General features: G+C 65.5%; 27 protein-coding genes. 13 read left to right on the top strand and 14 right to left on the bottom strand.

Annotated elements, in window-relative coordinates; all coding sequences use genetic code 11:
• Window positions 1–87 precede the first annotated feature (87 nt).
• From L0U83_RS23595 to L0U83_RS23585, 3 genes are read left to right on the top strand one after another with little or no spacing between them, the layout of a single operon-like run.
• The gene (locus L0U83_RS23595; RefSeq protein WP_233886498.1) at window positions 88–516 is read left to right on the top strand and encodes a TOBE domain-containing protein; all 429 of its coding nucleotides are present in this window, start codon (window positions 88–90) and stop codon (window positions 514–516) included.
• 28 nt (window positions 517–544) lie between these two features.
• Window positions 545–1147, top strand: coding sequence for a nitrogen fixation protein NifQ (locus tag L0U83_RS23590; RefSeq protein ID WP_233886497.1), 603 nt, complete (start codon window positions 545–547; stop codon window positions 1145–1147).
• 48 nt (window positions 1148–1195) lie between these two features.
• Entirely contained in the window at window positions 1196–1609 is a 414-nt protein-coding gene (locus tag L0U83_RS23585) for a winged helix-turn-helix domain-containing protein (RefSeq protein ID WP_233886496.1), read from the top strand.
• A gap of 42 nt (window positions 1610–1651) precedes the next feature.
• Here the strand turns inward: L0U83_RS23585 and L0U83_RS23580 are convergent, their stop codons facing one another.
• The gene (locus L0U83_RS23580) at window positions 1652–2971 is read right to left on the bottom strand and encodes a DUF2325 domain-containing protein (RefSeq protein WP_233886495.1); all 1320 of its coding nucleotides are present in this window, start codon (window positions 2969–2971) and stop codon (window positions 1652–1654) included.
• A 101-nt stretch (window positions 2972–3072) separates the two neighbouring features.
• Window positions 3073–3672, bottom strand: coding sequence for a hypothetical protein (locus L0U83_RS23575; protein WP_233886494.1), 600 nt, complete (start codon window positions 3670–3672; stop codon window positions 3073–3075).
• A 177-nt stretch (window positions 3673–3849) separates the two neighbouring features.
• Between L0U83_RS23575 and L0U83_RS23570 the strand changes: the two genes are divergently transcribed.
• From L0U83_RS23570 to L0U83_RS23545, 6 genes are all read left to right on the top strand, one after another.
• Window positions 3850–5118 carry an MFS transporter gene (locus tag L0U83_RS23570; RefSeq protein WP_233886493.1) on the top strand — a complete coding sequence of 423 codons (1269 nt, stop codon included), beginning with the start codon at window positions 3850–3852 and terminating at the stop codon, window positions 5116–5118.
• Between the two features lie 153 nt (window positions 5119–5271).
• Complete coding sequence (locus L0U83_RS23565) at window positions 5272–5748, top strand: zinc-finger-containing protein (RefSeq protein ID WP_233886492.1); 477 nt, start codon at window positions 5272–5274, stop codon at window positions 5746–5748.
• 221 nt (window positions 5749–5969) lie between these two features.
• Window positions 5970–6368, top strand: coding sequence for a hypothetical protein (locus L0U83_RS23560; protein WP_233886491.1), 399 nt, complete (start codon window positions 5970–5972; stop codon window positions 6366–6368).
• 864 nt (window positions 6369–7232) lie between these two features.
• Window positions 7233–7403 carry a hypothetical protein gene (locus L0U83_RS23555; protein WP_233886490.1) on the top strand — a complete coding sequence of 57 codons (171 nt, stop codon included), beginning with the start codon at window positions 7233–7235 and terminating at the stop codon, window positions 7401–7403.
• A gap of 191 nt (window positions 7404–7594) precedes the next feature.
• Window positions 7595–9343, top strand: coding sequence for an ABC transporter permease (locus tag L0U83_RS23550; protein WP_233886489.1), 1749 nt, complete (start codon window positions 7595–7597; stop codon window positions 9341–9343).
• A 14-nt stretch (window positions 9344–9357) separates the two neighbouring features.
• Window positions 9358–10692, top strand: a complete 1335-nt coding sequence (locus tag L0U83_RS23545; RefSeq protein WP_233886488.1) for an ABC transporter ATP-binding protein — start codon at window positions 9358–9360, stop codon at window positions 10690–10692.
• Between the two features lie 73 nt (window positions 10693–10765).
• On the opposite strand, the gene L0U83_RS23540 is transcribed toward L0U83_RS23545, so the two are convergent.
• Together L0U83_RS23540 and L0U83_RS23535 are read right to left on the bottom strand one after the other, a co-directional pair.
• A complete protein-coding gene (locus L0U83_RS23540; protein WP_233886487.1) occupies window positions 10766–11164 on the bottom strand; it encodes an FKBP-type peptidyl-prolyl cis-trans isomerase in 399 nt (132 codons plus the stop codon).
• Window positions 11165–11465: 301 nt separating this feature from the next.
• Window positions 11466–14300, bottom strand: coding sequence for a mechanosensitive ion channel family protein (locus L0U83_RS23535; RefSeq protein ID WP_233886486.1), 2835 nt, complete (start codon window positions 14298–14300; stop codon window positions 11466–11468).
• Window positions 14301–14798: 498 nt separating this feature from the next.
• Here L0U83_RS23535 and L0U83_RS23530 point away from each other — a divergent pair, with 498 nt between their 5' ends.
• Window positions 14799–16088, top strand: coding sequence for an MFS transporter (locus L0U83_RS23530; protein ID WP_233886485.1), 1290 nt, complete (start codon window positions 14799–14801; stop codon window positions 16086–16088).
• 3 nt (window positions 16089–16091) lie between these two features.
• Here L0U83_RS23530 and L0U83_RS23525 read toward each other — a convergent pair whose 3' ends face one another.
• Together L0U83_RS23525 and L0U83_RS23520 are read right to left on the bottom strand one after the other, a co-directional pair.
• Window positions 16092–17093: a 2-dehydropantoate 2-reductase gene (locus L0U83_RS23525; RefSeq protein ID WP_233886484.1), complete on the bottom strand. Its 1002-nt coding sequence runs from the start codon at window positions 17091–17093 to the stop codon at window positions 16092–16094.
• A 4-nt stretch (window positions 17094–17097) separates the two neighbouring features.
• A complete protein-coding gene (locus tag L0U83_RS23520) occupies window positions 17098–17868 on the bottom strand; it encodes a class II aldolase/adducin family protein (RefSeq protein ID WP_233886483.1) in 771 nt (256 codons plus the stop codon).
• A gap of 77 nt (window positions 17869–17945) precedes the next feature.
• Between L0U83_RS23520 and L0U83_RS23515 the strand changes: the two genes are divergently transcribed.
• Complete coding sequence (locus L0U83_RS23515; protein ID WP_233886482.1) at window positions 17946–18479, top strand: MarR family winged helix-turn-helix transcriptional regulator; 534 nt, start codon at window positions 17946–17948, stop codon at window positions 18477–18479.
• Between the two features lie 19 nt (window positions 18480–18498).
• On the opposite strand, the gene hpaI is transcribed toward L0U83_RS23515, so the two are convergent.
• The 7 genes from hpaI to L0U83_RS23480 are packed head-to-tail and all read right to left on the bottom strand — an operon-like array spanning window position 18499 to window position 24419.
• A complete protein-coding gene (gene hpaI, locus L0U83_RS23510) occupies window positions 18499–19281 on the bottom strand; it encodes a 4-hydroxy-2-oxoheptanedioate aldolase (protein WP_233886481.1) in 783 nt (260 codons plus the stop codon).
• Between the two features lie 16 nt (window positions 19282–19297).
• The gene (gene hpaH / locus L0U83_RS23505; protein ID WP_233886480.1) at window positions 19298–20101 is read right to left on the bottom strand and encodes a 2-oxo-hept-4-ene-1,7-dioate hydratase; all 804 of its coding nucleotides are present in this window, start codon (window positions 20099–20101) and stop codon (window positions 19298–19300) included.
• 23 nt (window positions 20102–20124) lie between these two features.
• Window positions 20125–20526, bottom strand: a complete 402-nt coding sequence (locus tag L0U83_RS23500; RefSeq protein WP_233886479.1) for a 5-carboxymethyl-2-hydroxymuconate Delta-isomerase — start codon at window positions 20524–20526, stop codon at window positions 20125–20127.
• A gap of 15 nt (window positions 20527–20541) precedes the next feature.
• On the bottom strand, window positions 20542–21405 hold the full coding sequence (gene hpaD, locus L0U83_RS23495; RefSeq protein ID WP_233886478.1) for a 3,4-dihydroxyphenylacetate 2,3-dioxygenase: 864 nt from the start codon (window positions 21403–21405) through the stop codon (window positions 20542–20544).
• On the bottom strand, window positions 21405–22862 hold the full coding sequence (gene hpaE / locus L0U83_RS23490) for a 5-carboxymethyl-2-hydroxymuconate semialdehyde dehydrogenase (RefSeq protein WP_233886477.1): 1458 nt from the start codon (window positions 22860–22862) through the stop codon (window positions 21405–21407). The genes hpaD and hpaE overlap by 1 nt, the downstream gene beginning before the upstream one ends.
• Before the next feature lie 34 nt (window positions 22863–22896).
• Window positions 22897–23652, bottom strand: coding sequence for a fumarylacetoacetate hydrolase family protein (locus tag L0U83_RS23485; protein WP_233886476.1), 756 nt, complete (start codon window positions 23650–23652; stop codon window positions 22897–22899).
• Window positions 23649–24419 carry a fumarylacetoacetate hydrolase family protein gene (locus L0U83_RS23480; RefSeq protein WP_233886475.1) on the bottom strand — a complete coding sequence of 257 codons (771 nt, stop codon included), beginning with the start codon at window positions 24417–24419 and terminating at the stop codon, window positions 23649–23651. The genes L0U83_RS23485 and L0U83_RS23480 overlap by 4 nt, the downstream gene beginning before the upstream one ends.
• Window positions 24420–24611: 192 nt before the next feature.
• Between L0U83_RS23480 and hpaR the strand changes: the two genes are divergently transcribed.
• On the top strand, window positions 24612–25010 hold the full coding sequence (gene hpaR / locus L0U83_RS23475; protein ID WP_133183917.1) for a homoprotocatechuate degradation operon regulator HpaR: 399 nt from the start codon (window positions 24612–24614) through the stop codon (window positions 25008–25010).
• Window positions 25011–25109: 99 nt separating this feature from the next.
• Here hpaR and L0U83_RS23470 read toward each other — a convergent pair whose 3' ends face one another.
• The gene (locus tag L0U83_RS23470; protein WP_233886474.1) at window positions 25110–25421 is read right to left on the bottom strand and encodes a thioredoxin family protein; all 312 of its coding nucleotides are present in this window, start codon (window positions 25419–25421) and stop codon (window positions 25110–25112) included.
• 638 nt (window positions 25422–26059) lie between these two features.
• Between L0U83_RS23470 and L0U83_RS23465 the strand changes: the two genes are divergently transcribed.
• Window positions 26060–26335: a hypothetical protein gene (locus tag L0U83_RS23465; protein ID WP_158760740.1), complete on the top strand. Its 276-nt coding sequence runs from the start codon at window positions 26060–26062 to the stop codon at window positions 26333–26335.
• Window positions 26336–26389 lie beyond the last annotated feature (54 nt).

Here is a 26389-nt window from a genome sequence, read left to right as displayed (position 1 = left end):
ATGCCTGTGCGCGTCACACTGACACGGCTACACTGAGGGTCCAGCTCTTTTCCCGGCTCATTGTCCTAATTAACTGTGGAGGCCCTCATGCGTACCAGCGCCCGTAATCATTTCTCCGGCCAGATTAGCGCGGTCAAGGCCGGCGCCGTCAACGACGAAGTCACGTTGCGCGCCGATGGCGGGCTCGAGATCGTCGCGATCATCACGCATGGCAGTGCCGCTTCGCTGGGTCTCGCCGCTGGCAAGCCGGCCTTCGCGCTCGTGAAGGCATCGTCGGTGATCCTCATGGTCGACGGCGACGCGAGCAAGGTGTCCACGCGCAATGTCGTGGCCGGTACGGTTTCGTCGGTCACGAAGGGGGCGGTGAATGCGGAAGTCGTGCTCGCGGCCCCGGGCGGCGCGCAAATCGCGGCCATTGTGACGAACGACAGCGTCGATCGTCTCGGCCTCGCGGCGGGCAAGCAGGCTGCGGCGCTCTTCAAGGCATCGAGCGTGATCGTCGGCGTCGACGCTTGATGCGCGGCTGCGATCGCACGTGAGCGTGATGAACAACGAATCCGCTGCGCTGCCGCCGTCGCGCGATTTCGATGCACTGGCCGCCGCGCGCTGCGACGCCCTGACGGGTGCGCCAGCGGCGCCGCGCACGCCGGATGCCTGGCTCTTCTCACGGCTCGTCGCGGCGCGCGAGGTGCGCGGCGAATTGCCGTTGCTTGGGCTATCGCGTGCGCAGATCGAGGCGCTTGGTGCACGGCACTTCGTGTGCCCGGTGACGAATGACGCGCTGCACGCGCACGTGGTAACGGATGCGTCGCATGCTGCGTTCGCCGCGGCAATGCATGCCCTTCTCGTTGTGCTTGCTGCGCCGCAAGCCAACCCCGACGACGTGCGTTGCCTCGCCGCAATCATTGCCCAAGCGTGTCTGCGACCCGATCATCTGTGGCGCGATCTCGGCCTGCGTGGCCGCGATGACGTGACGCGCATGCTGGAGCGTTTTTTTCCCGAGGTCGTGGCGCGCAATGTGGAAGGCTTGCGCTGGAAGAAACTGCTGGCGCGCGAACTTGCGCTGGCATCGGGCGCCACGCCAGGCCCTGCGCCCGGCTGTCCCGGCTGCGAGGATTTCGGCTTCTGCTTTCCCGCCGGGCGTTAGCTGTCCAGGGGGCACGGCGCGCGGCACGCATCGTGTATGCTTGCGCGCATGACCAAGTCCCCCAACGATCAACCGCGCACAGACGCCCCCGCGCCCGAACAGGCGCAGAAACCGGCTCTACCCGAGGTGCGTTTTCGCATGCGCATCATTCAGGGCGACACGATCGCGCTCGGGCCAGGCAAGGTGTCGCTGCTCGAAGCCGTTCGCGAGCATGGCTCGATCTCGGCTGCGGCGCGCAGCATGAACATGTCGTACCGGCGCGCATGGCTGTTGATGGACGAACTCAACCGCGCGCTGGAGTCGCCGGCCACGGTTTCGGAACATGGCGGGCAGAGCGGCGGCGGTAGCATGCTCACGCCAGTGGGCGAAGAGATCGTTCGCCTGTATCGCAGCATCGAGGCGCGCGCCGCAGCGGTCTGCGATACCGAGATCGAGGCGCTCGTCAAACTCGTGAAAACCTGACGTGATGTGATGCGGCGGCACACTGCCGCCAATGTCAGCCGCTTAGCCGTGGCGCAAGCAGAAACGCGAGACGGGCACCGCGGCAAGCGTGGGTGTTGCGTTCGCATGCAGCCGCACCATCAACTCGACGAAGCTGGCAAGGCTCGCCGTGCGCAGCGGGTGCCACGCCACCTGGTGCCGTTCGCACACGCGCTTGAGCGTGCTCATTGAATCGTGGTCGATGCAGTCCACGGGAAACACCGCTAGATCCGCGTTTGCGAGCGCCGCAGCGAGCAGGCCCTTGCGATCTTCCACGCCGCCGTCGTGCACCGTCAGCTCGCCTCCCGCCGACTCCACCCAGCGCCTGAGCGCGTGATTCGAACCCGGCCTGCCACCCACGTATACGATGCGGCGGCCCTTGAGCGCATTCTCGGGAAGTGCGCGTTGGGCCTGTGGATCCTCGTGCGCTTGCGTTGTCTGCTCCATGGCGTGGACTTCGGCGCGCAAGGCGTCGATCAGCGCATGGGCTTCGTCGAGTTGCGCGCGCAGCGTGTGGAGCGCGGCGGCGTCGGCATTCGCGCGCTGCTCGGCGATTTCGCGGCGGCTCGTATGCAGCGCGACCCGCGCATCGCGTGCCGCGAGCGCTTCCTGCAGCGCTTCGAGCTGCGCCTGCTGAGGCGCTGTTTCGCGCTGCGCCGCCAACTGCGCGGTTTGCGCTTCGAGGGCGTTGCGCGCCGCGTCCCGTTCACCGCTCATCTCGTGCAGGCGCGCCTGCTGGCGCTCGATTTTGGCCTGTAGTTCGGCGTTCTCTGCTTCCAGTGCCACGAGGCGGCGCAAGTCGGCGCGATTGGCGGCGCCAACCAGGTGCGAGAGCATGTGCAGCTCGCCGAACGCGGCCTGGCGCACCTCCATCGTCGTGGCCGGATGCGTCATCAGCGCCCAGTAAGCCGGTGGGATGTCGCCGCTCGCGAGCGATTCATTCCAGAGCGCGAGCACGGCTTGCGCGTCGCGCGCACTGGCAAAACGGCGCACCGCACCTGCATAGCGCGTGTCGAGGGCCTTTTGCAGTGCCTTGCCGCCCGCGCCGCCTTCTATCGCCAGTTCGACCGCGGCATGGTGGATCTCGAGATCGCTCGCGCGCTGGGCGTCGAGCCTCGTGAATTTCGGGACGAGCTTGCGCAGCTCATGCGTGCTCAGGCAGGTGCCGATGATGGAGCAGTGCAGATGGGCGTCGAGTTCGGCGAGGCGCGTGCGCTGCCGCGCGCGGGCGAGTTCGGCTTGCGAAGGGCCGCAGCAGTCTGCATCCGCAAGGACGCGCAGCGGGGTCTCTTGGGCAGATGTGGTGCCCGGCGTGCGGGCAAGGCGGAACGGCGGTGCGTGCATGGTGACCTCTGATCCGGTGCGCAACGCGGGGCTGTGCATGGGCGCGTGCCCACGGCTGGCCGCGCGCCGACAGCGCAATATACCATGGAATATAACGATGATCAGGCGGCGGGTTCGCGCACGAGCGTCGTTGCGACGGCGCTGACTGCGACGGCTTTGGCGTTGGCGACAGCGCGGTCCGCGTTCGAGTTCGCATGCTGCGCAAGCACATGCTCGACGCCGAGCCCGACGAAAGCCGCATCGAGCCGCTCCAGATCGGCCACAGTGCGGCGCAGCGCTTCGGTATCGAGACAGAATGCGTCGCTGAAAAGCGCATCGCGCGTCTTGTCGAGGCGCCGCGCGTCGCGAATGGCGCGCTTGAGTTCGCGCGGGCGGGCGAAGCGGGCAAGATCGATGCGCCGCGAGAGCGCGACGAGCAGCGGTTGCAGCGACGCGCCGACTTGCGCCGCGTGCGCGCTGCCAACGCCGCTACCGCCAGCAACGCCGTCACCGCGCGCGAGCATGCGCTCGAAGCGCTCGATGCTGTTGCGCAACCGCCGGAACGCGTCGATCACGTCGCGGATCAATTCCGCGCGCTCGTGCCCCGACGCGGGACGCAGCGTGGTGATCGTGGCCGCGAAGCCGTCCGCGCCGGCTGGTGCGGGTGCGCCACGCGCCTGCGATATCGATGTCGCGCTTATGAGGCGCCGACTACTCGCCACTTGCTGCCTCCGTCTGCTGGATGTTCGTTCGATGTATTCTATAGGATATAACGATTCAGAGACGCAGCGCATGAATCACGCGCCTCATGTTCCTGTAGCGCCACGTCGCATGAACTAAAATTACCGCTTTGCGCCTGGTTGCGCACGCACCCACTTTTTGCTTTTTCCTGCTGTTCAATGACCACACCCTCTCCGGAGGCGGCGTCCGACGACCCGCCCAGTCTTTCGCGCAATCGCGGTTTCCGGCGCTTCTATGGCGCGCGCGTGCTGTCGTCGCTTGCGTTCCAGATGCTCGCCGTCGCCATGGGCTGGCACATCTACGCGCTCACGCATAGTGCGTTCGCGCTCGGTCTCGTCGGCCTCGCGCAGTTCCTGCCGATGTTCTGCCTCACGCTCGTCGTCGGCCACGTGGCGGACCGGTACGACCGCAGACGCATCGCATCGGTTTGCCAGTTCATTGAATGTGCCGCCGCGCTGACCTTCGCAGCCGGCACGATCGGCGGCTGGCTGAGCGCGCCGCTCATTTACGTGCTCGCCGCTTGCGTGGGCGCGTCGCGCGCGTTCGAGTCGCCCGCCATTTCGTCCTTGCTCCCGGGCGTCGTGCCGCGCTCACAACTCCCTAATGCGACTGCCTGGTCGACCTCGGCGAACCAGACCGCGAACATCGTCGGTCCGGCGCTGGGCGGTCTGCTGTACGGCATCGGCGCGACGCCGGCCTTTGCGGCCTGCTCGCTCGCGTTCGCGGCGGCGGCCACACTCTCGCGCACGATTCCGATGCGCGCGAAACCGCCCGCGCGCACGCCTGTCACGCTCGAATCGGTGTTCTCGGGCATCGCGTTCATCCGTTCGCAGCCCGTCATTCTCGGCGCGTTGTCGCTCGATCTGTTCGCAGTATTGTTCGGCGGCGCGACGGCACTCTTGCCTGTGTTTGCGCGCGACATTCTGCACGCCGGGCCCATCGCGCTCGGGCTCCTGCGTTCGGCGACGGCCGCGGGCGCGCTGGCGGGCTCGATCTGGCTCGCGCACTTTCCGCTGCGGCGCCGGCCGGGTCTCGCGATGTTCGGCGGCGTGATTGTGTTCGGCTGCGCGACGATCGCGTTCGGGCTCTCGCACAACATCGTCGTGTCGCTCATGGCGCTGGCGGTGCTGGGTGCCTCGGACGTCGTGAGCGTGGTCGTGCGCACGTCGCTCGTGCAGTTGCGCACGCCCGATGAAACGCTCGGCCGAGTGAGCGCGGTCAATTCGCTTTTCATTGGCACATCGAACCAGCTTGGCGAATTCGAATCGGGGCTCACGGCTGGCTGGTGGGGTGCGCAGCGCGCCGTCCTCGTGGGCGGCGTGGCGACGATCTGCGTCGCGCTGCTGTGGATGCGGCTCTTTCCCGCCCTGCGCGACACGCGCACGCTAGAACGCGAAGAGACGCGCGCCACCGCGAGCGCGAACTGATCACACACGCGCCGCAACTGCGGCGCCCCGTCCCGCCGATGCCGTGCGCCGGGGTTTGCCGTTATCCTTTCTCCTGGGCTCGCTCACAGCGAGCCACCGCTCATCCACCCGTCCAGTCATGCATTCATCGACCATCGCCCCGTGGAGGTTCGCATGCGCGTAGGCCGTCCCGTCAAGGCGCTGCCGCAGCCACTGTGCGATTACTGCGGCGCGAAAGCGGTGCTCGCGCGCTTTGCCGACGAGGCCTACCCGTATCGCGACGATCACGGCCCGCTCTGGGTCTGCACGCCCTGCGAGGCGTGGATCGGCGTGCCCGCGCGCAGCACGCGCAACGTACCGCTCGGCCGGCTTGCCAACGCCGCACTGCGCGACGCCAAGAGCCGCCTGCACGACGCGCTCGAACCGCTAGTGGCCGCGAAAATGCGGCGTGACAAGGTCAACGCCTTCGAGGCGCGCGGCAAGGCCATCCGCTGGCTGGGGGAGGAACTGGGCTTCGACCTGCCCAATCCGTCGATTCATCTCCTGACGCTCGAGCAGTGCGAGCAGGCCATCGCCCACATCGAGGCGTTCATGGCCGCGCGCCGCGGACAGGGCAGCGGCGAGGCTCCGGGCGAGGGCGGCCGGCGCTGAGGCCGCCACCGCCCGGCCACGGTCAACTGGCCACCCTTTCGCCAGACGATGCGTGGTGCATGTCTGTCACCGATCGTTACATTCGATTTGCAGGTCGACGCTTAACCTTCGGCGCGGCGTGCCGTTATTGCACGGAACAGACTCTTACTTGCCCTTCCATGGCCAGGACCATCCCTTTTCCGCAGCGCTCGCAATCCGGTCGCCCCCGCCGCAGCAAGTCGATGCTGCTGCCGATCCCGCACGCGGTCGCCAACGAGCTTGCGCTGCAAGTGCATCTCGCGCTCGCCGCGCTGCGCCGAGGCGGCACGGGCGACGACGCACGCGCCCTGCTCCATGCACACGTGCTCGCGCAATCGATTGCGGAGGCCGGATACGGCGTTCTTGAGCCGGAAAAGGTGCGCTCGGCCGATGCCGCGCTGATCGCCTGCTTCGAGTGCGGCAACACGGGCGGCGGCTGGCAGCTGGACGAAGCGGGCTTCGAGGCGGTCGCGCAACTCGTGACGGTGTACGACCGCCAGTTGCAAAGCGCGCCGCTGTGGGCGCTAACAGAGGCAAGCGAGCGGCTCGAGCGCATGGGCGCCGGCGAAACCAGCCAGCAGGCATTGCGCAAGAGCGCGTGACGCGAGCGCGCCGGGTATGCGCATTGCGCCCGGATTGAGACCGCGGCCGCAGACAGGCAATGTGCAACAAGAGTATGGTGAAGTGAACGATCCCTCTTTGTGAGGCGAGCGGATCAACGCGATTGGCGCAAGGCTGCTGGCGATGCATCCCCAAAAAATGCATGCCGCGCCCGCAAGCGGTTTCCGGCGCTGCCGCTCGAGCGCGGATCGAACGCGATTCGGGCCACCAGCCGGCGCTGTGGCGACATTGGCACGAGATTTGACGCGGGACGCGAATCGTGTTGACTTCGGACAGGTGGCGCGCCTAAAATTCGCCCGTCTTAACAAAAGGGGCTGACGCCTTGGACAGTAGCAGTTGTCGATCTTCGAACAGTTTCGCTGCCTGACCGGCAGGACGTCCGCGCTCCCTTTCTCTAAGCCGCCGTCTTGCCAGCCAGGCAGATGGTGCGCGTCTAGCAGTAAATCTTCGTGCACTCTTGAATAGCGTCGACCGACGCCGCAGCGACTCGATCGTATCGGGCGCCGCGGATGGCCGACATCGCGCCGTAAGCCCGCCCTGATCGATGCGCGCTTGCGGCACGGTTCGTTCGTTGCGCCTTGAGCGCGACGCGCGGATCGACACATGCGCGCTTCCAGGGCGCTTCGCGTTCGGGCCGCCGGCTCGATGGAAGCTCCCGGGGCCAGCCGCCGTGACGATAAGGAGTTCCGATGTCTGACAGTGACAGTTATCCGTTATGCCGCTTCCTTTTGAATTGCTCTGAGGAAAGCGGGCAGACGCGAGCCGCCGCGCGCTGAAGAAAGCGCTCTGTCGGGTCTGCTGGCTTTCCTCCTCAATGCGTCTTCCGTGACGCCAGGAGAACCAGTATGAACTTCGGCCTTCTTTTGCCGCATCTGTCGCAACTGCAGCAAACGCAGCACACCCTCCATCCCGATGTGCTCGGCGCGCGTGAGCGCGCGAGCGCCCCGCCGCCCTGCCGGAAATCGCGACTCGCCGCGCGCTGGCGAGACCTGCGAGCGCGCGTGTTTCGGGTCTGAATCAGACGAGATGTAACGGATCCCCCGCGTATGCCTAGCCGGCCCGGCCGGCCATACGCGCCGCGCGAGGGATTCGCGCAATAAACCAAACGCCGGTGCTTCGACATGAACCAGTTCAAACACACAATGCGAACGACCCGCCGCGCAGCGCGCGCCTGCGCCGCGCCTGTACTCGCTAACGGAGGCCGCTAATGGAGTTCAGCTTCAACCTGAACCGCACGGCCAACGCCTCGGCGTGGCGCGTGCTGCCGAACCGCTGGGACTTCGTGGCGTTCCCGCTGATGATCGGCCTGATCGCGATGGCGGCCGTGGGCTTCCACGAGACCATGGCGCCCATCGCCACGCTCAAGACCCAGGTCATCTCGCTCGACCCGGCCAACCTGCCTGAGTACGCCATGCGCACCACGCTGCGCATGCTGGCGGCGATGGTCGCCTCGCTCACCTTCACGCTCGTGTACGGCACGCTCGCGGCGAAGAGCCGCCGCGCGGGCATCGTGCTCGTGCCGATTCTCGACATCCTGCAGTCCGTGCCGGTGCTCGGCTATATCTCCTTCACGGTCACGTTCTTCCTCGCGCTCTTTCCCTCGCGTGTGTTGGGCGCCGAACTCGCGGCGATCTTCGCGATCTTCACGAGCCAGGCGTGGAACATGACCTTCAGCTTCTACCAGTCGCTGCGCACTGTGCCGCGCGATCTGGACGAGGTCTCGCGCGGCTTTCACCTGACCGCATGGCAGCGTTTCTGGAAGCTCGAAGTGCCGTTCTCGATGCCGGGCCTCATCTGGAACATGATGATGTCGATGTCGGGCGGCTGGTTCTTCGTGGTGGCTTCCGAAGCGATCACGGTGGGCAACAACACGATCACGCTGCCGGGTGTTGGCGCGTATCTGGCCCAGGCGATCGCGGAAAAGAATCTGCACGCCGTGGGTTGGGTGATCCTCGCGATGATCGTGGTCATTCTTGCGTACGACCAGTTCCTGTTCCGCCCGCTCGTGGCGTGGGCCGACAAGTTCCGCATGGAGAATACGAGTTCGGGCGACGCGCCGGAATCGTGGCTCCTCGACCTCATTCGCCGCACGCGCCTCATTCACCGCCTGCTCGTGCCGATGGGCTTCATGCTCGCCACGCTCGCGCGCATTCCGTTGCGCGTGCAACTGCCGAAGTCACTGCCCGTCGTCACCACGATGAGCAAGCGCTCGCGCCTGGGCGACATCGTATGGGCCGTGTTCGTGATCGCGCTGACCGTGTTCGTGGTGTGGCGCGTCGTGGCCTATGTGCGCACGGGCGTGACGCTCGATGAAGTCTGGCACGTGTTCGTGCTCGGCCTCATCACGCTCTTTCGCGTGCTGCTGCTGATCGCCATCGCTTCGGTGATCTGGGTGCCGCTCGGTGTGCTGATCGGCTTGCGCCCGGCGCTCGCCGAGAAGGTCCAGCCGCTCGCGCAGTTTCTCGCCGCGTTCCCGGCGAATCTGCTGTTTCCGGTGTTCGTGATCGTGATCGTGCGCTTTCACCTGAACCCGGACATCTGGCTTTCGCCGCTCATCGTGCTCGGCACGCAGTGGTACATCCTCTTCAACGTGATCGCGGGCGCGAGCGCCTATCCGAACGATTACAAGGAAGCGGCCACGAACTTCCGCATTCGCGGCTGGCAATGGTGGAAAAAAGCCATGCTGCCGGGCATTTTCCCGTACTACATCACGGGCGCGATCACGGCTTCCGGCGGTGCATGGAACGCGAGCATCGTCTCCGAGTTCGTTCAGTGGGGCGACACGAAAGTCGTCGCGCATGGCCTTGGCGCGTACATCGCAGAAACGACCGCCGCTGGCGACTTCCCGAAGATCATCCTGGGCATCGCGATGATGTCCCTGTTCGTTACGCTGTTCAACCGCGTGCTCTGGCGTCCGCTGTACACGTACGCCGAGTCCCGGCTGCGCCTCGATTGAGATGGAGTGACATCATGCTGAATCCGAAAATCGTCTCATCCGACCTGCTGCCGATGCGGCCCGCTCCCGGCGAGGAAGTGCTCGCCGTCAAGCATGTTTCGCGTGGTTTCGCGAAGAAAGAGGACGAGCGCCTCGTGCTCGACGACGTGAACCTCTCGCTGCGCGAGGGCGAGATCGTCGGCTTGCTGGGCCGTTCCGGCTCGGGCAAGTCCACGCTGCTGCGGATCATCTCCGGGCTCATCGAGCCGACCGAAGGCGAGGTGAACTGGCTCGGCAAGCCGCTCGACGGGCCGGCCGAAGGCGTGTCGATGGTGTTCCAGACCTTCGCACTGTTCCCGTGGCTCACCGTGCTGCAGAACGTGGAAGCCGGTCTCGAAGCGCAAGGCGTGGGCGCGCGCGCGCGCCGCGAGCGCGCGCTGGCGGCGATCGACCTGATCGGTCTGGACGGCTTCGAAAACGCCTACCCGCGTGAGCTTTCCGGCGGCATGCGCCAGCGCGTGGGTTTTGCGCGCGCGCTCGTGGTCGACCCGACGCTGCTGCTCATGGACGAGCCCTTCTCCGCGCTCGATGTGCTGACCGCCGAAACGCTGCGTACCGATCTGCTCGACCTGTGGACGCAAGGCCGTTTGCCGATCAAGTCGGTGCTCATCGTCACGCACAACATCGAGGAAGCGGTGTTCATGTGCGACCGCATTCTCGTGCTCTCGTCGAACCCGGGGCGCGTGTCGGCTGAAATCAAGGTGCCGTTCAAGCATCCGCGCAACCGGCTCGACCCCGCATTCCGCAAACTCGTTGACGACATCTACGCGAAGATGACCGCGCGCGAAGCCGCCGAGGCCACGCATCGCCGTCTCGAAGTGGGCAGCCGCTTGCCGGACGTGTCGACGAACATCATGGCGGGTCTGATCGAGACGCTGGCGGCGGCGCCCTATCACGGCCGCGCCGACATGCCGGAAATTGCGCGCTCACTCCATCTGGAAGTGGACGACCTGTTCCCGATCGTGGAAATGCTGCAGCAGCTCGGCTTCGCCGACGTGCGCGAAGGCGATGTGTTGCTTACGCCGCCCGCCCGCGTGTTCGCGGAGATGGGCACGCAGGCGCGCAAGCTCATGTTCGCCGATCACCTGCTGCGCAACGTGCCGCTCGCGGCGCGGATCAAGAAGGTGCTCGACGAACGGCCAGGCCATCGCGCGCCGCGCGTGCGCTTCGAGCAGGAACTGGAGGACGTGCTCTCTGATGTCGCCGCGGAAGAAACGCTCGATACCGTGGTCGAATGGGCCCGTTATGGCGAGGTGTTTTCGTATAACGACCAGACTGAGATCTTCAGTCTCGAGGATGTCGAGGCGTAAGGCCTGGGTCCTCATAAAAACAAAAACGGGCGGTTTAACCGCCCGTTTTTTTTGCCGGCAGAATCTGCTGGCTTTACTGTCCGATGCCGATCAGTTCGATTTCGAACGTGAGGTCGCTGTTCGGCGGGATCGGGCCGACCGCGCGATCGCCATAAGCGGTCGCCGCCGGGCAGGTCAGCTTCGCCTTGCCGCCGACCTTCATCTTCTGCACGCCCTGCGTCCAGCAAGGAATCACGCGATTGAGCGGGAAGGTCGCGGCGCCGCCATGCTTGTCGGAGCTGTCGAATTCCGTGCCGTTCGCGAGCGTGCCGCGATAGTTCACGCGCACGACGTCGGTGGCAGCGGGCTGCGGACCGGTGCCTTGCTTGATGTGTTCGACGACGACGCCCGACGGCAACTTTTCGATGGTGTTGGCGGCGAACGCGGACGTTGCAACAGTGGCAGCGGCGACCAGGGCAAGCAGTGATTTCATGAGATGTCCTCGTTGAATGGCGAATCGATTATATCGGGAGCGCCGCGTGGGTCCCGCTTCGTGGCCGGCAATTGCGAAGGCAGCCGAAAAGGTGAGCTTCTTCGGGACTCATCGCGCCGCGCGTGCTGCGCACCATGCCACCGCGCGCAGACCCTTGATTAGACGGAGAACTTTACTGCGTCAGCATTACGTTGCAGCGCTCATTGCGTCGTATCGGTGAGCTTTTTCGGGAGCTACGCGGTGCGAAACGAAGGGTGAGGCCGGCGCGCTCGAGCCGCGCACCGGCTGCGATGTCAGCGCATCAATTCGGTTTGCCGCTCGACGACCCGTTGCCGTCGCCCGATGCACCGACGCGGCCATTGCGCGGCTTGCTCCCTTGCGAACCAGCCTTCGAAGCGCCGCGCGATTGCGCCCGCGAGCGATCGCCGTCGTTGGCATCATCGCTGGCGTCGTCGCCGTGCTCGTCGCCGTACGTATGCCCCTCGACATCGTCACCGCGGGCCATGCCCACGAGGAAGTTGCGCTGCGGATTCGCCAGCTCGATACCGCGCTCCGTGAAGCGCAGCAACACGCGCTTGTTGAACTCGCGCTGCACGCCCCAGCGCGCCGAGTCCTTGCACTGAATCTGCCCGACGAGCGTCACGGTCGCACCATCCACCTGATCGACGCCCCAGTACGCGAAGTCGCTGAGAATGCCGTTCTTGAACGCGTCTTCCGCGCGGATTTCGGCGCCGATGTCCTTCAGCGTGTCGATGGCGCGTTGCAGATCCGCGCCATGCGCGATCTGCACCTTCACCGCCGCGTTGCCGATGCCGCGATTCGTATTGTTCACGGTCGTGACCGAGCTGAACGGCACGGTGTAGAGCGAGCCGTCGCCACCGCGCAGGCGCACGGTGCGGATCGAGAGAAACTCGACGGTGCCCGAGACGCCCGCCACGGTCACCCAATCGCCCACTTGCATGGCGTTTTCCGTCAACAGGAAGATGCCGGTGATGAAATCCTGCACGAGCTTTTGCGAGCCAAAGCCGAGCGCCACGCCGAAAATACTCGCACCCGCAATGAGCGGCGCGGTGTTCACGCCGAGTTGCGAAAGCGCGGTAAGCCCGACCACGACGAGGATCGACACGAACAGCGTGGTGCGGAACATCGGCAAGAGCGTGCGCAGGCGCGCGGCGCGCACGAAGTCGCCGGCATCGGTCCAGGCGTTCAGGCGCCGCTCGGCCGCGCCATTCGCGAACTCCCAGATCGCGACCGCGGCGACGATGGCGATCACGATAGTCAGGACTGCAGATCCCAGCAGATGCCCGATAGGCGCGAGCGCGAGGATGCGTGCGGGACGCAGGCCCCAGACGTGCAGCAGCAGGTCGAGCGTCACGATCCCGATCGTCAGGACGACGATGCGTCGCAGCGCGGGGTAGTAGCGATACGCGCGGCGCTGGCCGAAACTCATCTTCTCCTGATCGTCGCGCAGCCCGAACACGCGGCTCAACGCGCCGAGCAGCACGATGGCGCTTACACGTGCGGCGAGCAGGACGACGAGCGAGAGTCCACCCGCGCGCAGCAGCGCCGCGTAGCCGCCGCGCAGATCGAGCGCCCAGACGAACCACAGGGCGATGACGACGAAGAGCGCCACGCCAACCCAGATATCGGCGAACCACTGCATGAACCACGCGTACGAGCCGTGGCGTGCGGCGGCGGCGCGCATGGCGTCGGCCACGGGGCGGCGCAGTTGCAGAATCATCACGGCGAGCGCGAGGTGGCCGATCAGCGTGACGACCTTCACGAGCGCGAGATGCGCGTCCTCGGTCATGCCGAGCGGCACCGCGCCGCCAATCGCCCCGCCCACGCCGCCGATCACGACGATGCGCACGAGCCAGCGCTGCGCGTAAGCGGCCCATTCGTCGGGGAGCGGCACGAGGCGCAGCGCGGCGGCGTCGGGTGCGAACAGCAGCTTGCCGAATATCGCGATCACGCGGCAGATCACGTAGGTATCGACGATATGGCCCACGGCTTCGGCGGGCGCGGCGTCTTCGGGGCCGAGAAGCGAAAGCACGCCCGCGGCGCACAGGCCGAAGGCGATCACCGGTACGACTTCGAGCAGCATCACGAGCAACGCGCCCGGCAAACGCTGCAAGAGGCGCCAGTGATGCGCGCCACGCAGCGCGTGGTACGCCTCTTTCGCGCGGCCGGCGGCGGTTTTCGGCGAGGCGTCGGCGTTGTCCCCCGCTTGCGCCGCGACCACAGTGGCGCGCGCTGCCGCGTTGGCGCTCGCATTCGCGTTGGGGCCGGCGTTCGGGTCGCTGTCCTTCTTGTCCTTGCCCTCGGCCGGCTCCATGCCGGCGGCTTCGCGCAGCGCATCGTCCTGTGCCTCGGCTTTCGCTTGCGCGGCGAGCGCGACGCTCGTGCCCGTCGCTTCGGGCGTTTGCGGCTGCGGCGCAGATGTGCCGCCTTGCGAGGGTTCGGCGCCCTCGCGCTGTTTCGCTGCCAGATGGGCGGCAATGGCGCGCTCCGGCGTGGCGATGACGCGGCGCAGCACCGTGGCGAGCGCGAGCGCGGGCGCGAGCGTGAGCAGCAGTACGCGCAGCAGGGCGAGCAGCAGCGCGTGGCCTTGCGGCGTGTTCAGATGGTCCTGCCACCAGTTGCGCGTGGACCAGAGGCCGAGCAGCGTCGCAAAGGTATGGTTCAGATGCTGGCCGACCGTGCGCGCGCCGTTCGCGGCGTGATCGGCGATCTGCACGACGAGACCGTTGGAGCGCAGCGCGCCTGCGAGCGGCGTGGAAGCGGGCGTAGCCGCCGACGGGCCGGAGGCCGCGGCGGGCGCACTGGCTGGCGCGCTCGCCGAGGCGGGCACAGCCAGCGCACCGGCGGCAGCGATCGCGCGCAGCGTGTCTTCCATGTGGCCGCGCTGCACGGGGTCGTCGAGGACCTTGAGGGCGGCTTGCGCCTGGGCCGGCGTGAGCGCCACGGGTGCGGCGGGGTTGTTTGCGTTGGCGTCGGGCGCGGCAGGCTGGGCAGGATGCGCTGCGCTCGTGCCGGGCTTGAGCGCTTCGGCGAGGGTGGCCGGCGTTGCTGCCGTTGCACTGGACGTGCCGAGCGCGAGCATCAGACCGGAGAAAACGGCGAATACGGCAAGCACGGAGCAGAAGCGGGTCCGCGGGCGCGGCGCGCACGCGGACCGAAAGGCGGAAGAAAGGGACATCCTTGTCATTGGCATACGGATCGCGACTGCGGCGACCCATCAGTGGCGGCGGATTGAAAAGACAGCGGGGCGAAACGCGTGGCAGGAAGCGCGTTGGCGCGGCGCACAGCCTGCCGTCGCCCGATTCGTCGGAACGTTCGACGCGCTGCCGCAATTTTGGTGCCCGTTTGATGCGCGGGTGGGCCACGTGGCGTTTGCGGAGCCGCAAAAAACGGCGCGGTGCGCGAAACGTGAGTGCTGACTATGCCGGGAGTATGCCTCTTTTACCTTACGAACGCGGACGAGGCGCGCAAGCCGCGCGCCGATAAAAGGGACGCTTCATCGGCTTATGGTCCAGCGCCTACGCGGGTTTTGATCAGTGGCGCGTGCGCCCGGACGAATGCTACCGTTGCACGGTCAACCATCCAGGCCCGCCAGAGGCCGACGAGGAGAGCCATGAACAGCGTCAGCATGACCGGAGTGCGCAAGGCCAAACTGAGCCGCACGCAGTTGATCGTCGCCGCGACGATCGGCAATGCGCTCGAGTTCTTCGATTTCACCGTCTACAGCTTCTTCGCGCTGACCATCGGCAAGCTGTTCTTTCCCACCATGTCGAGCTACGGGCAGTTGCTCGCTTCGGTGGCGACCTTCGGCGTGGGCTTTGTCATGCGGCCGCTGGGCGGCATCGTGATCGGCGCCTATGCCGACCGCGCCGGCCGCAAACCTGCCATGACGCTCACGATCTTCATGATGGCGCTGGGCTGCATGCTGATCGGCCTCGCGCCCACCTATGCGCAGATCGGCGTGGCCGCGCCGGTCTTGATCGTGTTCGCGCGTTTGCTGCAGGGCTTTTCCGCGGGCGGCGAAGTGGGCGCTTCCACCACGCTGCTGATCGAGGCGGGCACGCCAGCGAATCGCGGGCTGCTCGGCAGTTTCCAGTTTGCGAGCCAGGGCATCGGCGTTTCGCTCGGCGCGCTGATGGCAGGACTCCTGACGACTTTCCTCACGCCCGACGCGCTGCTCGCCTGGGGCTGGCGCGTGCCCTTCCTCATGGGTGTAGCGATTGCCCCGATCGGCATGTGGATTCGCCGGCGCCTCGACGAACAGTTGCCGGAGCAGGCGAGCGTGGTGCGCATGCCGGTGCTCGCCGTGCTGCGCGACCACTGGCGGCGCGCGGCGCTCGGCATCCTGCTGACGATCGGCTCCACGGTTACGGCCTACGTAGTCACGTTCTATATGCCGACCTATGCGATCCACGAACTGAAGGTGCCCGCGCCGACGGCCTTGCTTGCCGGGCTGGTCTCGGGCGTCGTGACCTTCGTGGTCGGCCCGCTTTCGGGGTTGCTCTGCGATCGTTTCAGCCGCCGCACGCTGATCTTCTGGCCGCGCGTGGGTGTCTTGCTGCTGATCTATCCGGCGTTTCTCTGGCTGACGAGCGGGCCGGACGCCGCGCGCCTCCTGATCACCGTGGGCGGCCTGAGCGTGCTGCTCGCGCTGCAGGCCGCGCCTTCCATCACGATGCTGCCGGAGATGTTTCCGCGCGCCGTGCGCGCGACCGGCATGGCGATCGTCTACGGCATCGGCGTGGCGATTTTCGGCGGCTTCGCGCAGACGGTTGCCACCTGGCTCGTGAAGAGCACGGGCAATCTGCTCGCGCCCGCGTGGTACGTGATGGCGTGCGTGGCGATTTCGTGCCTTGCGCTGCCGTTCATTCGCGACCTCACGGGCAAGCCGCTCGAGGATTGACCTCTAGCGTGCCTCGCGCGCCGCTTCGAGATTCGAGTCGAGTTGGCGCGCAAGGCCATAAAGCATGCCGAGCGACGGTGCCGCGATACCCACGCGCTGCGCCAGTTCATACGGCGCGCCGACGAGCGCCTCGACTTCGAGCGAACGGCCCGCCTCCACGTCTTGCAGCATCGAGGTCTTGAACGCGCCTAGCTTGCGCGTGATCGCGTTGCGCTCCTCGATGGTCATCGCGAGGCGAATGCCGAGCGCCTCGCCAATCGCGCGCGCTTCGGCCATGACCGCGCTCACGAGTTGCGCCGTGAGCGGGTCGTCGAGAATCACGTCGGCGCTCGAGCGCGTCAGCGCGCTGATCGGGTTCATCGTCATGTTGCCCCAGAGCTTCGCCCAGATATCGGACTGAATGGGTGCGGCTTTCGCGACCTCGAAGCCAGCCTGCGCAAGCAGATCACGCGCTTCCTGCGCGCGCGCGGCCATGTGCGCTGAGCCTTCACCGACGATCAGATGATTGCCGCCGCCCTTGCGGATCACGCCCGGCCCCGCAATCGACGACGACAGATGGACGACACATCCCGAAGCCTGCGCGGGCGGCAACGCCGCTGACACGACGCCACCCGGATCGACCGCTTCGAGGCGGCCGTTTGCGTGCGCGCCGCCGAATCCGTGGAGGAACCACCAGGGCACGCCGTTCATTGCCGAGACGATATGCGTGTGCGGACCCACGAGCGGCGCGAGCGAAGCCGCCGACTGCGCGAGCGCCTGACCCTTGAGGCAAATGAAGATGAGGTCTTGCGTGCCGAGCGAGGCGGCGTCGCTGGTGGCGTTCAGGGCTTGCGTATAACGTGTGTCGGCTTCAACGATCGTGAGACCGTCGCGGCGAATCGCTTCCAGATGCGCGCCGCGCGCGAGCAGATTCACGGCGCAGCCCGCGCGCGCAAGACGTGCCGCGATCAGGCCGCCGATCGCACCGCCGCCGACGACGGTGATCTTTTGATTCGGGGTGTTCAAACTATCACTCCTGATATGAGGGGTCGATGCGCGTGACACGACGGACCAGCGCGTCGAGCACGTTCTGGCCCGCGCCATGTGCGGGCGAGAACTGCAACGCGTCGCGCGTCGAGCGCTCGGCAATGGCGGGCGCGATCGGCAGCGTCTGACCGCGCATGGAATCGGTCACGACCTGCACTTCGCACGCGCGGTTGAGCGTCCACAGCAGCGCAAATGCGTGCGCGAGGGTCACGCCGTGCGAGAGCAGCCCGTGATTGCGCAGGATGAGCAGCCGCTTGTCGCCCATCGACTTCAGAATGCGCGTTTTTTCTTCGGCGTGCACGGTGATGCCTTCGAAGTCGTGATACGCGACCATGTCGTGCAACTGCGCCGAATAGAAGTTCGTATACGCAAGGCCGCCTTCCATGCATGCCACCGCGAGCCCTGCCGTGGTGTGCGTGTGCATGACGCAATGCGCGTCTTCCACGTTTGCATGAATCGCGCTGTGGATCACGAAGCCGGCCGGGTTGATCGGATACTCGCTCGGACTCAGGATATTGCCGTCGAGATCGATCTTGACGAGATTCGAGGCCTTGATTTCGTCATACGTGAGCCCGAACGGGTTGATGAGGAAATGTTTTTGCGGCCCCGGCACGCGCAGCGTAATGTGATTGAAGATCAGCTCGGTCCAGCCCATGAGATGAAACACGCGATAGACGGCGGCTAGCTGCACACGCGCTTCCCATTCCGTGGGGTCGCACCATTCGGGACGCGTGCGCTGGATGTTTTCATTCATGAAGGTCTCCTCATGGCTGGCTCGGATCACGCCGATCCTACGCGCAAATAAATGCGTGTGCAAGCATCAAATTTTCAATGAAATACCTTCAGGACAAGGCTTTCATCGATGCTATCCTGATGGCGTGGCCGTATTTCGCGGCCGGTGGAAACCAGGCGGGAAAACGAATGACGGGGAAGTTCAACATCGCGGAGCTGTTCACGTACCGGCTCCATGTGCTCAAGAAGCAGACCGACCGCACGATGAGCGACGCGTTCGAGGCAGCGCTGTCGCTGTCGCTCACGGAGGCGCGACTGCTGCTCAGCGTGGGGGCGTTCGGCTCGTTGTCGGTGTCGGATCTCGGGCGCGTGTCGAATCTCGATCGCAGTCAGGCGAGCCGTGCCACCGACGTGCTCGAACGCAAAGGCCTGCTAGTCAAGACCTCGAACGAGGCGGACGCACGCGGCGTGCTCGTGGCGCTCACCGCGCAGGGGCGCAGCACTTACCGGCGCGCCGCGACGATCTCGAAGGCGACAAACGACGCGATTCTCGCCACCTTGAGCGAGCACGAGCGCGAAGTACTGGCCACCGTGTTAGCGAAGCTCGTGGCGAGCACAGAAGAGGGCGAATGAAGTGAGCGAATGAAGCGCACTAGCCGCGCGCCGCACGCTGGCGGAATTTCGCGGCCAGTTCGCTTGCGCTGCGCGCGAGCAACGACACGTCGCTGCCCACGGCAACGAAAGTCGCGCCCGCTTCGAGATATTCGTTCGCAATGACCGGATCGGCCGCGAGCACGCCCGCCCCCTTGCCTTGCGCGCGCACGGCACGGATACCCTTGCAGATCGCTTCGCGCACCTGTGGCGAACCCGGCTGGCCGAGCAGACCCATCGAAGCGCTTAAGTCAGCGGGTCCGAAGAACACGCCGTCCACGCCTTCCACATTCGCGATTGCCTCGAGTTGCGCGAGCGCGCTCGCCGTTTCCACCTGGACCAGCACGCACAGTTCTTCTGCGGCGTGATGTAGATAACCGGCGGAACCGTTCCAGCGTGAGGCGCGCGCGAGCGCGCTGCCTACGCCGCGCACACCATGCGGCGGATAGCGCGTCGCTGCGACGGCGGCGCGTGCTTCGTCGGCGTTCTCGATCATCGGCACGAGCAGCGTTTGCGTGCCGATGTCGAGCAGTTGCTTGATGATCGCCGCGTCATTGCGCACGGGCCGCACGATCGGGTGCGTGGGGTAGGGCGCGACCGCCTGTAGCTGCGCGAGCGTGCTGCGCAGATCGTTGGGCGCGTGTTCGCCGTCGATCAGCAGCCAGTCGAAGCCCGTGTTCGCAAGCAGTTCGGTTACGTACGAGTCGGCCAGCGCGGCCCACAGGCCGATTTGCGGGCGGCCTTGCGCGAGCGCGCGCTTGAACGGGTTGGCGGGTGCGAACATTACTATGGAATCCTGATCAGACGAAATTGAAGCCGATACCGCCAAGCGGGCCGTAATCGGCGTGAAACGTATCGCCCGCGCGCGCTGGAATCGGAGCCGTGAACGAGCCGCTCAGAATCACGTCGCCTGCTTCGAGGCGCTCGTCGTGGCGCGCGATCTTGTTGGCGAGCCAGGCGACTCCGGTGGCCGGATGGTTGAGCACCGCTGCCGCGAGACCGCTTTCCTCCACGGCGCCGTTCTTGTAAAGCAGTGCGCCGACCCAGCGCAGGTCCACGTCGAGCGGCTTGACCGGGCGGCCGCCCAGCACGACCCCCGCGTTGGCTGCGAAGTCGGAAATCGTGTCGAACACCTTGCGTGGCGCCTTGGTTTCGCGGTCGAACTGCTCGATGCGCGCGTCAATGATCTCGATGGCCGGTGTGACGTAGGCCGTTGCGTCGAGCACGTCGAAGAGCGTGACGTCGGGCCCTTGCAGCGGCCGGCTCAACACGAATGCCAGTTCGACTTCCACACGCGGCGCGATGAAACGGTCCGCGCGAATATCGGTGCCTGCGGGGATGAACATGCTGTCGAGCAGCGGCGCGTAGTCGGGCTCGTCGATCTGCGACGAACGCTGCATGGCGCGCGACGTGAGCCCGATCTTACGGCCCTTGATCGTGTGGCCCGCCGCGAGCTTGAGTTTGACCCACTCGCGCTGGATTGCGTAGCCGTCGTCGATCGTCATGTCCGGATGCGACCGCGAAAAATGCCGCAGCTGCGTGCGCGTGCGTTCCGCTTCATCGAGCTGCGCGGCCAACTCGTGGATGGTTTGCTCATCTAGCATGGTGAATTCCAGTACGCGTGCGCTCAGGTTTTGAGCCGGGCGTGCAGGTTGTTGTGCTTCCACGCGCCTTCCTCGCTGAACTCGACGATTTCAAGCGAAAGCGCGAGGCCGTGCGAGGCGAAGGCGTGTGCGAAGTGTTGCTTGATCGCATCGAAGAGCGCTTCGCCGGTCGCCCTGCGCACGGCCTGCGAACGGCCCGCGCCAATCTTCAGGCAGCCATGCAGAAAGGCGTTCCCGGGAGCGCCATCGGCGACGAAGTACTGTTCGCACCGCAGCGCACGCGTGCGAATGCCGCCGCGCGGGTAGATGCGTGCGCCGTTTTCATCGCGTTGCGTGTCGAGCACGTTGGCAAGCGTTTCGCAGAGCTGACCGATGTTGCTCGCATCCGCGAGATTCGCGCTGTATTCGAGGGTGAGATGGGGCATCGCTTGCTCCGTTGTTCAAACCGGCAACGGCGTCACGGGCAGGATCGCGTTGATCTGCCCGGTGCCGGAGCTGCCGAAATACGGCGTGACGACTTCCGCGCGGCCTACGTAGCGGTCCCAGCCAAGTGCGCCTAGCAGCATGGCCGTGTCGTGCATGCCGCCTTCGCCCCAACACTTTTCGTTGTACATCGGCAGCATGTCGCAGAAGGTTTTCCAGTCGCCGCGCTCCCACATCGCCACGACGTTTCGGTCGGTCGCTTCGAGGAACGGGTCCCAGACCTTGTGCATGAATGCCTCGGCCGTGCCATTGTTGGCGAAGTGATGGCTCAGCGACCCGCTCGCGAGTATTGCCACCGTGCCGTCGTAGCGCTCCTCGATTGCGCGGCGCACTGTCAGGCCAAAGCGGGCGCTCGTGGCGAGGTCGTGCCACATGCACCAGCCCGCCACGGAAACGGTGCGGAAATGCTCGTCGCCGTTCATGTAGCGCATCGGTACGAGCGTGCCGTATTCGAGGTCGAGCGTCGTGTCGCTATGCGCGCGTGTCTTCACTCCCATTTCGTTCGCGACATCGGCAATCAGATGGCCGAGCTGCGGATTGCCGGGATACGCATACGGCATGTTCTTGATGAAATGCGGCAACTCGTTGCTCGTGTAGACGCCTTCGAAGCGCGGCGCACAGTTGATGTGATACTCGCTATTCACCAGCCAGTGCACATCGAACACGACGATCGTGTCCACGCCCAACTCGCGGCAGCGCCGCCCGATCTCGTGGTGACCATCGATAGCGGCCTGGCGGCAACCCTTGTGCGGGCCGTCCAGTTCGGAGAGGTAGAGCGAAGGCACGTGCGTGACCTTGGCTGCGAGCGCGAGTTTGCCCATTACGTGCCCCAGTGCGGAATGTGATGCGAGCCGAGCGAAACACACACGTTCTTCGGCTCGAGGAACACTTCATAGCTCCACGTGCCGCCTTCGCGGCCCACGCCCGAAGCCTTCGTGCCGCCGAACGGCTGGCGCAGGTCGCGCACGTTCTGGCTGTTCACGAAGCACATGCCCGCTTCGACGGCCGCCGCCACACGCAATGCGCGACCCGTGTTCTCGGTCCACACGTAGCTGGAGAGGCCATAGGCGATGTCGTTGGAAAGACGGATCGCGTCCGCTTCGTCGTCGAAGGGAATCAGGCACGCAACCGGGCCGAAGATTTCCTCCTGCGCGATGCGCATGCGGTTATCGACATCGACGAACACGGTTGGCTGAACGAAGTTTCCGTTCTTGAGCGCATCGGGCAACGCGGGCGCGTCGAGGCCGCCGCAAGCGAGCGTTGCGCCTTCCTTAGGCCCAAGTTCGATATAGCTGCGCACCTTCGCGAGATGGCTCTGGCTGATCATCGGGCCGACGATGGTTTTCTCGTCGAGCGGATCGCCCACGGTGATGCGCTTTGCGCGCTCGATGAAGCGCTGCGCGAACTTTGCGTAGATCGAGCGCTGCACGAGAATGCGCGAGCCGGCCGTGCAGCGCTCGCCGTTGTTCGAGAAGATCATGAACACGGCGGCGTCGAGCGCGCGCTCGAAATCGGCATCGTCGAAGACCACGAACGGCGACTTGCCGCCCAGCTCCATCGAAAACTTCTTGAGGCCCGCAGCCTGCACGATGCGGTTACCCGTCGCCGTCGAGCCCGTGAACGAAACCCCACGCACGTCGGGATGCGCGACGAGCGGCTCGCCCGCTTCCTTGCCATAGCCGTGCACGATGTTGAGCACGCCTGCCGGAATGCCCGCGTCGAGCGCGAGCTGGCCGAGCATCGAGGCCGTGAGCGGCGATAGCTCGCTCATCTTCAGCACGGCGGTGTTGCCGAACGCGAGGCAGGGCGCGACCTTCCACGTGGCGGTCATGAACGGCACGTTCCAGGGCGAGATAAGCGCGCAGACGCCCACAGGATGAAACAGCGTGTAGTTCAGGTGCGTGGACGTGGGGTACGTGTGGCCGTCCACGGCGGTGCAGACTTCGGCGAAGTAGCTGAAGTTATCGGCTGCGCGCGGCACCAGTTGCTTGCCCGTTTGCGAAATGGTCTGGCCCGTGTCGTTCGTTTCTGTCTGCGCGATCTCCGGGACGTTCTTCGCGATCAGCTCGCCGAGCTTGCGAATGGCCTTCGCGCGCTCAGTGGCGGGCTTCGCGGCCCACGCCGGAAAGGCGTCTTTCGCGGCGCGCACCGCGAGGTCGACTTCCTCTGCGCCGCCGCGCGCGACTTCCGCGAGCACGGCCTGGTTCGCGGGATTCACAGTTTCGAAATAGTCGCGCCCCGTATGCGCACGGCCGTTGATGAGATGTTCGATTCGCATGTCTAACGTATCCTGAGTTCGATTCCTGGCCGATTCAGCGCCCGTAGCCGGCATCGCTCGCGATGGTATTGACCAGACGGCCCAGGCCGTCGATCTCGCACACCACTTCGTCGCCCGCATTCACGTTGACGACGCCTTCGGGCGTGCCGGTCAAAATGACGTCGCCGGGCGCGAGCGTCATGAAACCGCTCAAATACTCGATGAGTTCTGCAATGCCGGTGACGAAATCGCGCGTGTTGCCGTTCTGCTTGAGTTCGCCGTTCACGTACGTGCGCAGGCCGAGCGCGTTGACGTCGGCGACGTCGGCCGCATCGACGAACCAGGGCCCGAGCACGGTGCCGCCGTCGCGGTTCTTCACGCGCAGGTTCGGGCGGTAGTAATTCTCCAGATAGTCGCGGATCGCGTAGTCGTTCGCGATCGTGTAGCCGGCCACGTACTGCATGGCTTCCTCGCGTTTCACGTTCTGCGCGGTGCGGCCGATCACGACGGCAAGCTCGCACTCGTAGTGCATGAACGTGACATCGGCAGGACGGCGGGTGGTGCCGCGATGGCCGATTACGCTGCCCGGCCCCTTGAGGAACACGAGCGGCTCCTCCTGCTTCGAGAACTGCAACTCCTTCGCATGCTCGGCGTAATTGAGGCCGAGCGCGAAGATCGTGCCGGGCTCGAACGGGGCGAGCCACACGACTTCGTGCTCCTCGCGCACACGGCCGTCGGCGAGCCGCACGCGGCTGCCTTCGGGTGTGGCTTCGTGTATCGCGCCTGCGTAGGCAACGCGTCCGCGCATCATGCTTGTTCTCCTTGCGCGACGCTTGCCGCTACGAATTCGATTTCGAGCGGCGCCCAGTCTCCAATGACGATGGTTGCGCGCGCACCGGCCTGAACCACGGGCGCACCATTTGGCACGCCGAGCGTGATGACGTCGCCGGGAGCGAGCGTCATGAAGTCGGTGACATCGGCGAGCAATTGGGCGACGCCTCGAACGTTCGTGGCCGTGGTCGCATTGAAGGCAGCACCGCCTTCTACGTTCACGGCGATGGCAAGCTGATCGGGATCGTCCACATGACGGCGCGCGACCACGGCGGGGCCAATCACGCAGAAATTGTCGCGCGCGCGAAAGCGCACCGAGGGGCGATAGACGCTCGCGTGCGGCACGCTCAGATCGGCCACGAGCGTATAGCCCGCGATGTAATCGAACGCTTCATGCACGGCGACGCGTGTCGCGGTGCGTCCAATCACGATGCCGAGCGACGCGCCCACTTGCACGCCGTCGCTGCCAGGGACGACCACGCGCGCACGATGCCCGGCGTGTGTATTGTGCGGCTTCACATACAGGATGGGCGCGCGCGGCGGCGCTTGATAAGGGGGCGCGTTCACGGCGTCGCCGAGCGCTTCGAGCGCGTGGCGGTCGTTGAGCAGCGTGCCGTAGACAGCGCCGCTCACGGGCGCCCGGCAGCGCGCACCCGCGGCGAGCAGCGAGCACATGGCAGCGGCGCTTACGTCGCGCGGCAAGGCCTCGCCTTCGATGTGCAGCAGATGATCGGCAACGGAAAACATGGCTTGGATTGGCTTCACGGAAATACTAATATGTGAGTGATAGTGCGCTTGCTATCATCGGTCGTCAATCGTCGATGAGAATTTTTCGGGTTTCCCCTGGGGCGCCCAGTTCTTCGAATTCCTGTTTAGCTGAAATCCGCCATGTCCGATACTTCGCGTCCGACCACTCGTGTTGCGCACCGCAACCTGCCCATGCTGCTGCTGCGCGCGCGCGAAAAGATGATGGAACGCTTTCGCCCGCTCATCACGTCGCACGGCTTGACCGAGCAGCAGTGGCGCGTGATACGCGCGCTCAACGAAAGCGGGCCGCTCGAACCGCGGCAGATTTCCGACCTGTGCACGATATCCAGCCCGAGCATGGCGGGCGTGCTCGCGCGCATGGAGGCGCTCGGCCTCGTGACGAAGGAGCGTTTCGCCGACGACCAGCGGCGCGTGCTCGTTTCGCTCACGAAGAAGAGCCATCAGCTCGTGAAAGCGATTTCGAAGGAACTGGAGGCGCGCTACAAGGCGCTTGAAGCGGAGGTGGGACCGGAGGTGGTCGAGCGCGTGTATCGCGCGATCGACGATCTGCTCGCCGGGCTTGAGGAGTGAGCGCGGCGCGCGCGTTCAGGCGGGCTCGCGAGCAAAGGTGAGGTTTTTCGGGAGCGGTCCGCGCGGATAGTTCGGACCGCGTAAGAGGACCTGGCGAGACTATGCGAGCGAAGCGAATGCCTCGTCGAGTTCGGCGGCGTTTTGCGGACGCACGACGCGCGCGACCTCCACGCCGTCGCGCAAGAAGACGAGCGTGGGCCACAGCTTCACGCGAAACGAGCGGCCTAGCGCGCGGCCCGGACCATCTTCCACTTTCAGGCGGCGCACCTGCGGATTGCGCTCGAACGCTGCGCCGATCAGGGGTTGCGCGCCTTGGCAATAGCCGCACCAGTCGGTACCGAATTCGACGACGGCGGCACCGCCGAGCGAGTCGATTTCCTTGCGGGCGGGCGCATTCGTTGCGTAGCTCATCGTGTGATTCCTCGCATTGGCATCTGCAGACATCCACATACGATACCGCATCGCGCGGCATCGTTCAGGCATCGCTTCGACGCCCGCATGGCCGTTCACGCGATAGGTGAGGCTTTTCGGGAGTGAGTATGTTCGCGCTTGTTCACGCACCTCACACGAAATTGCGTGAGCGTATGGGTTGAACAGTCACGTGAAAAAGTGCCTTGAAAACATGGGCGAAACGCAAAACCCGCCTGTGATGCGGTGAGCGCGAGCCGGCCGGCAGCCGCACTCGAAACCGCGTGAACCCACGTTTCGATGCACTGAGGTGAGCGTTTTCGGGAGGGGCTCGAGCGCGCCATCAGCGATCATGTGAAGCGAGGCGAGGCACGCGCCAATTTATCGTGCAAAAACCACATTAGCCCTGATTTCAAGGCGTTTTTTTGCCGCCGCGCGCGACAGGGCGACAAGCCGTCGCGCCCGAGAACTCTGCGCGCGGGCGGCAAAGGTGAGAAGATTCAGGAGCGCGCTTTGCGTTGACTTTGCGTTGAGCCTTGCGCTGCCGGGCGTCGAATGGACGCCCGCACCCGATGGGTATATAACATTAAGAAGTGCGGGATTCTTTTGACTACTGCTCACCAAGGGAGATCGACTTCATCATGACGAGCGACGACACGCAAAAGCAGGACGCTCAAAAGCCTGGCGCCGGTTCATCGCAGCCGGATCTGGAGAGTCTGAACGCCGCCCTCAGCCACGTCGACGAAGGCGTGAAATCCGGGAAGATCGCTGCGGGCGCGGCCAAGGGCCTCGTCTTCAGTCTCGTTGAAACGCTGGGCGCGCTGGTGGGCGACCCCGACCTGCCACAGCACGCGCGTTCTGGCTACGAAGGATTGCTCGAGGCCGCACGCGAGCTGCGCGCCAAGCTGGAGCACTAATCATTCTCAATGTGTGCGGCTGCGCTTTTGCCAAGCCGCTTTTGCCACCCGTAG

It is taken from the genome of Paraburkholderia flagellata, from assembly GCF_021390645.1.
Classification (GTDB): domain Bacteria; phylum Pseudomonadota; class Gammaproteobacteria; order Burkholderiales; family Burkholderiaceae; genus Paraburkholderia; species Paraburkholderia flagellata.
Note: the sequence above shows the minus strand (reverse complement) of the source record. Positions and strands in the feature narration are given on the sequence as shown.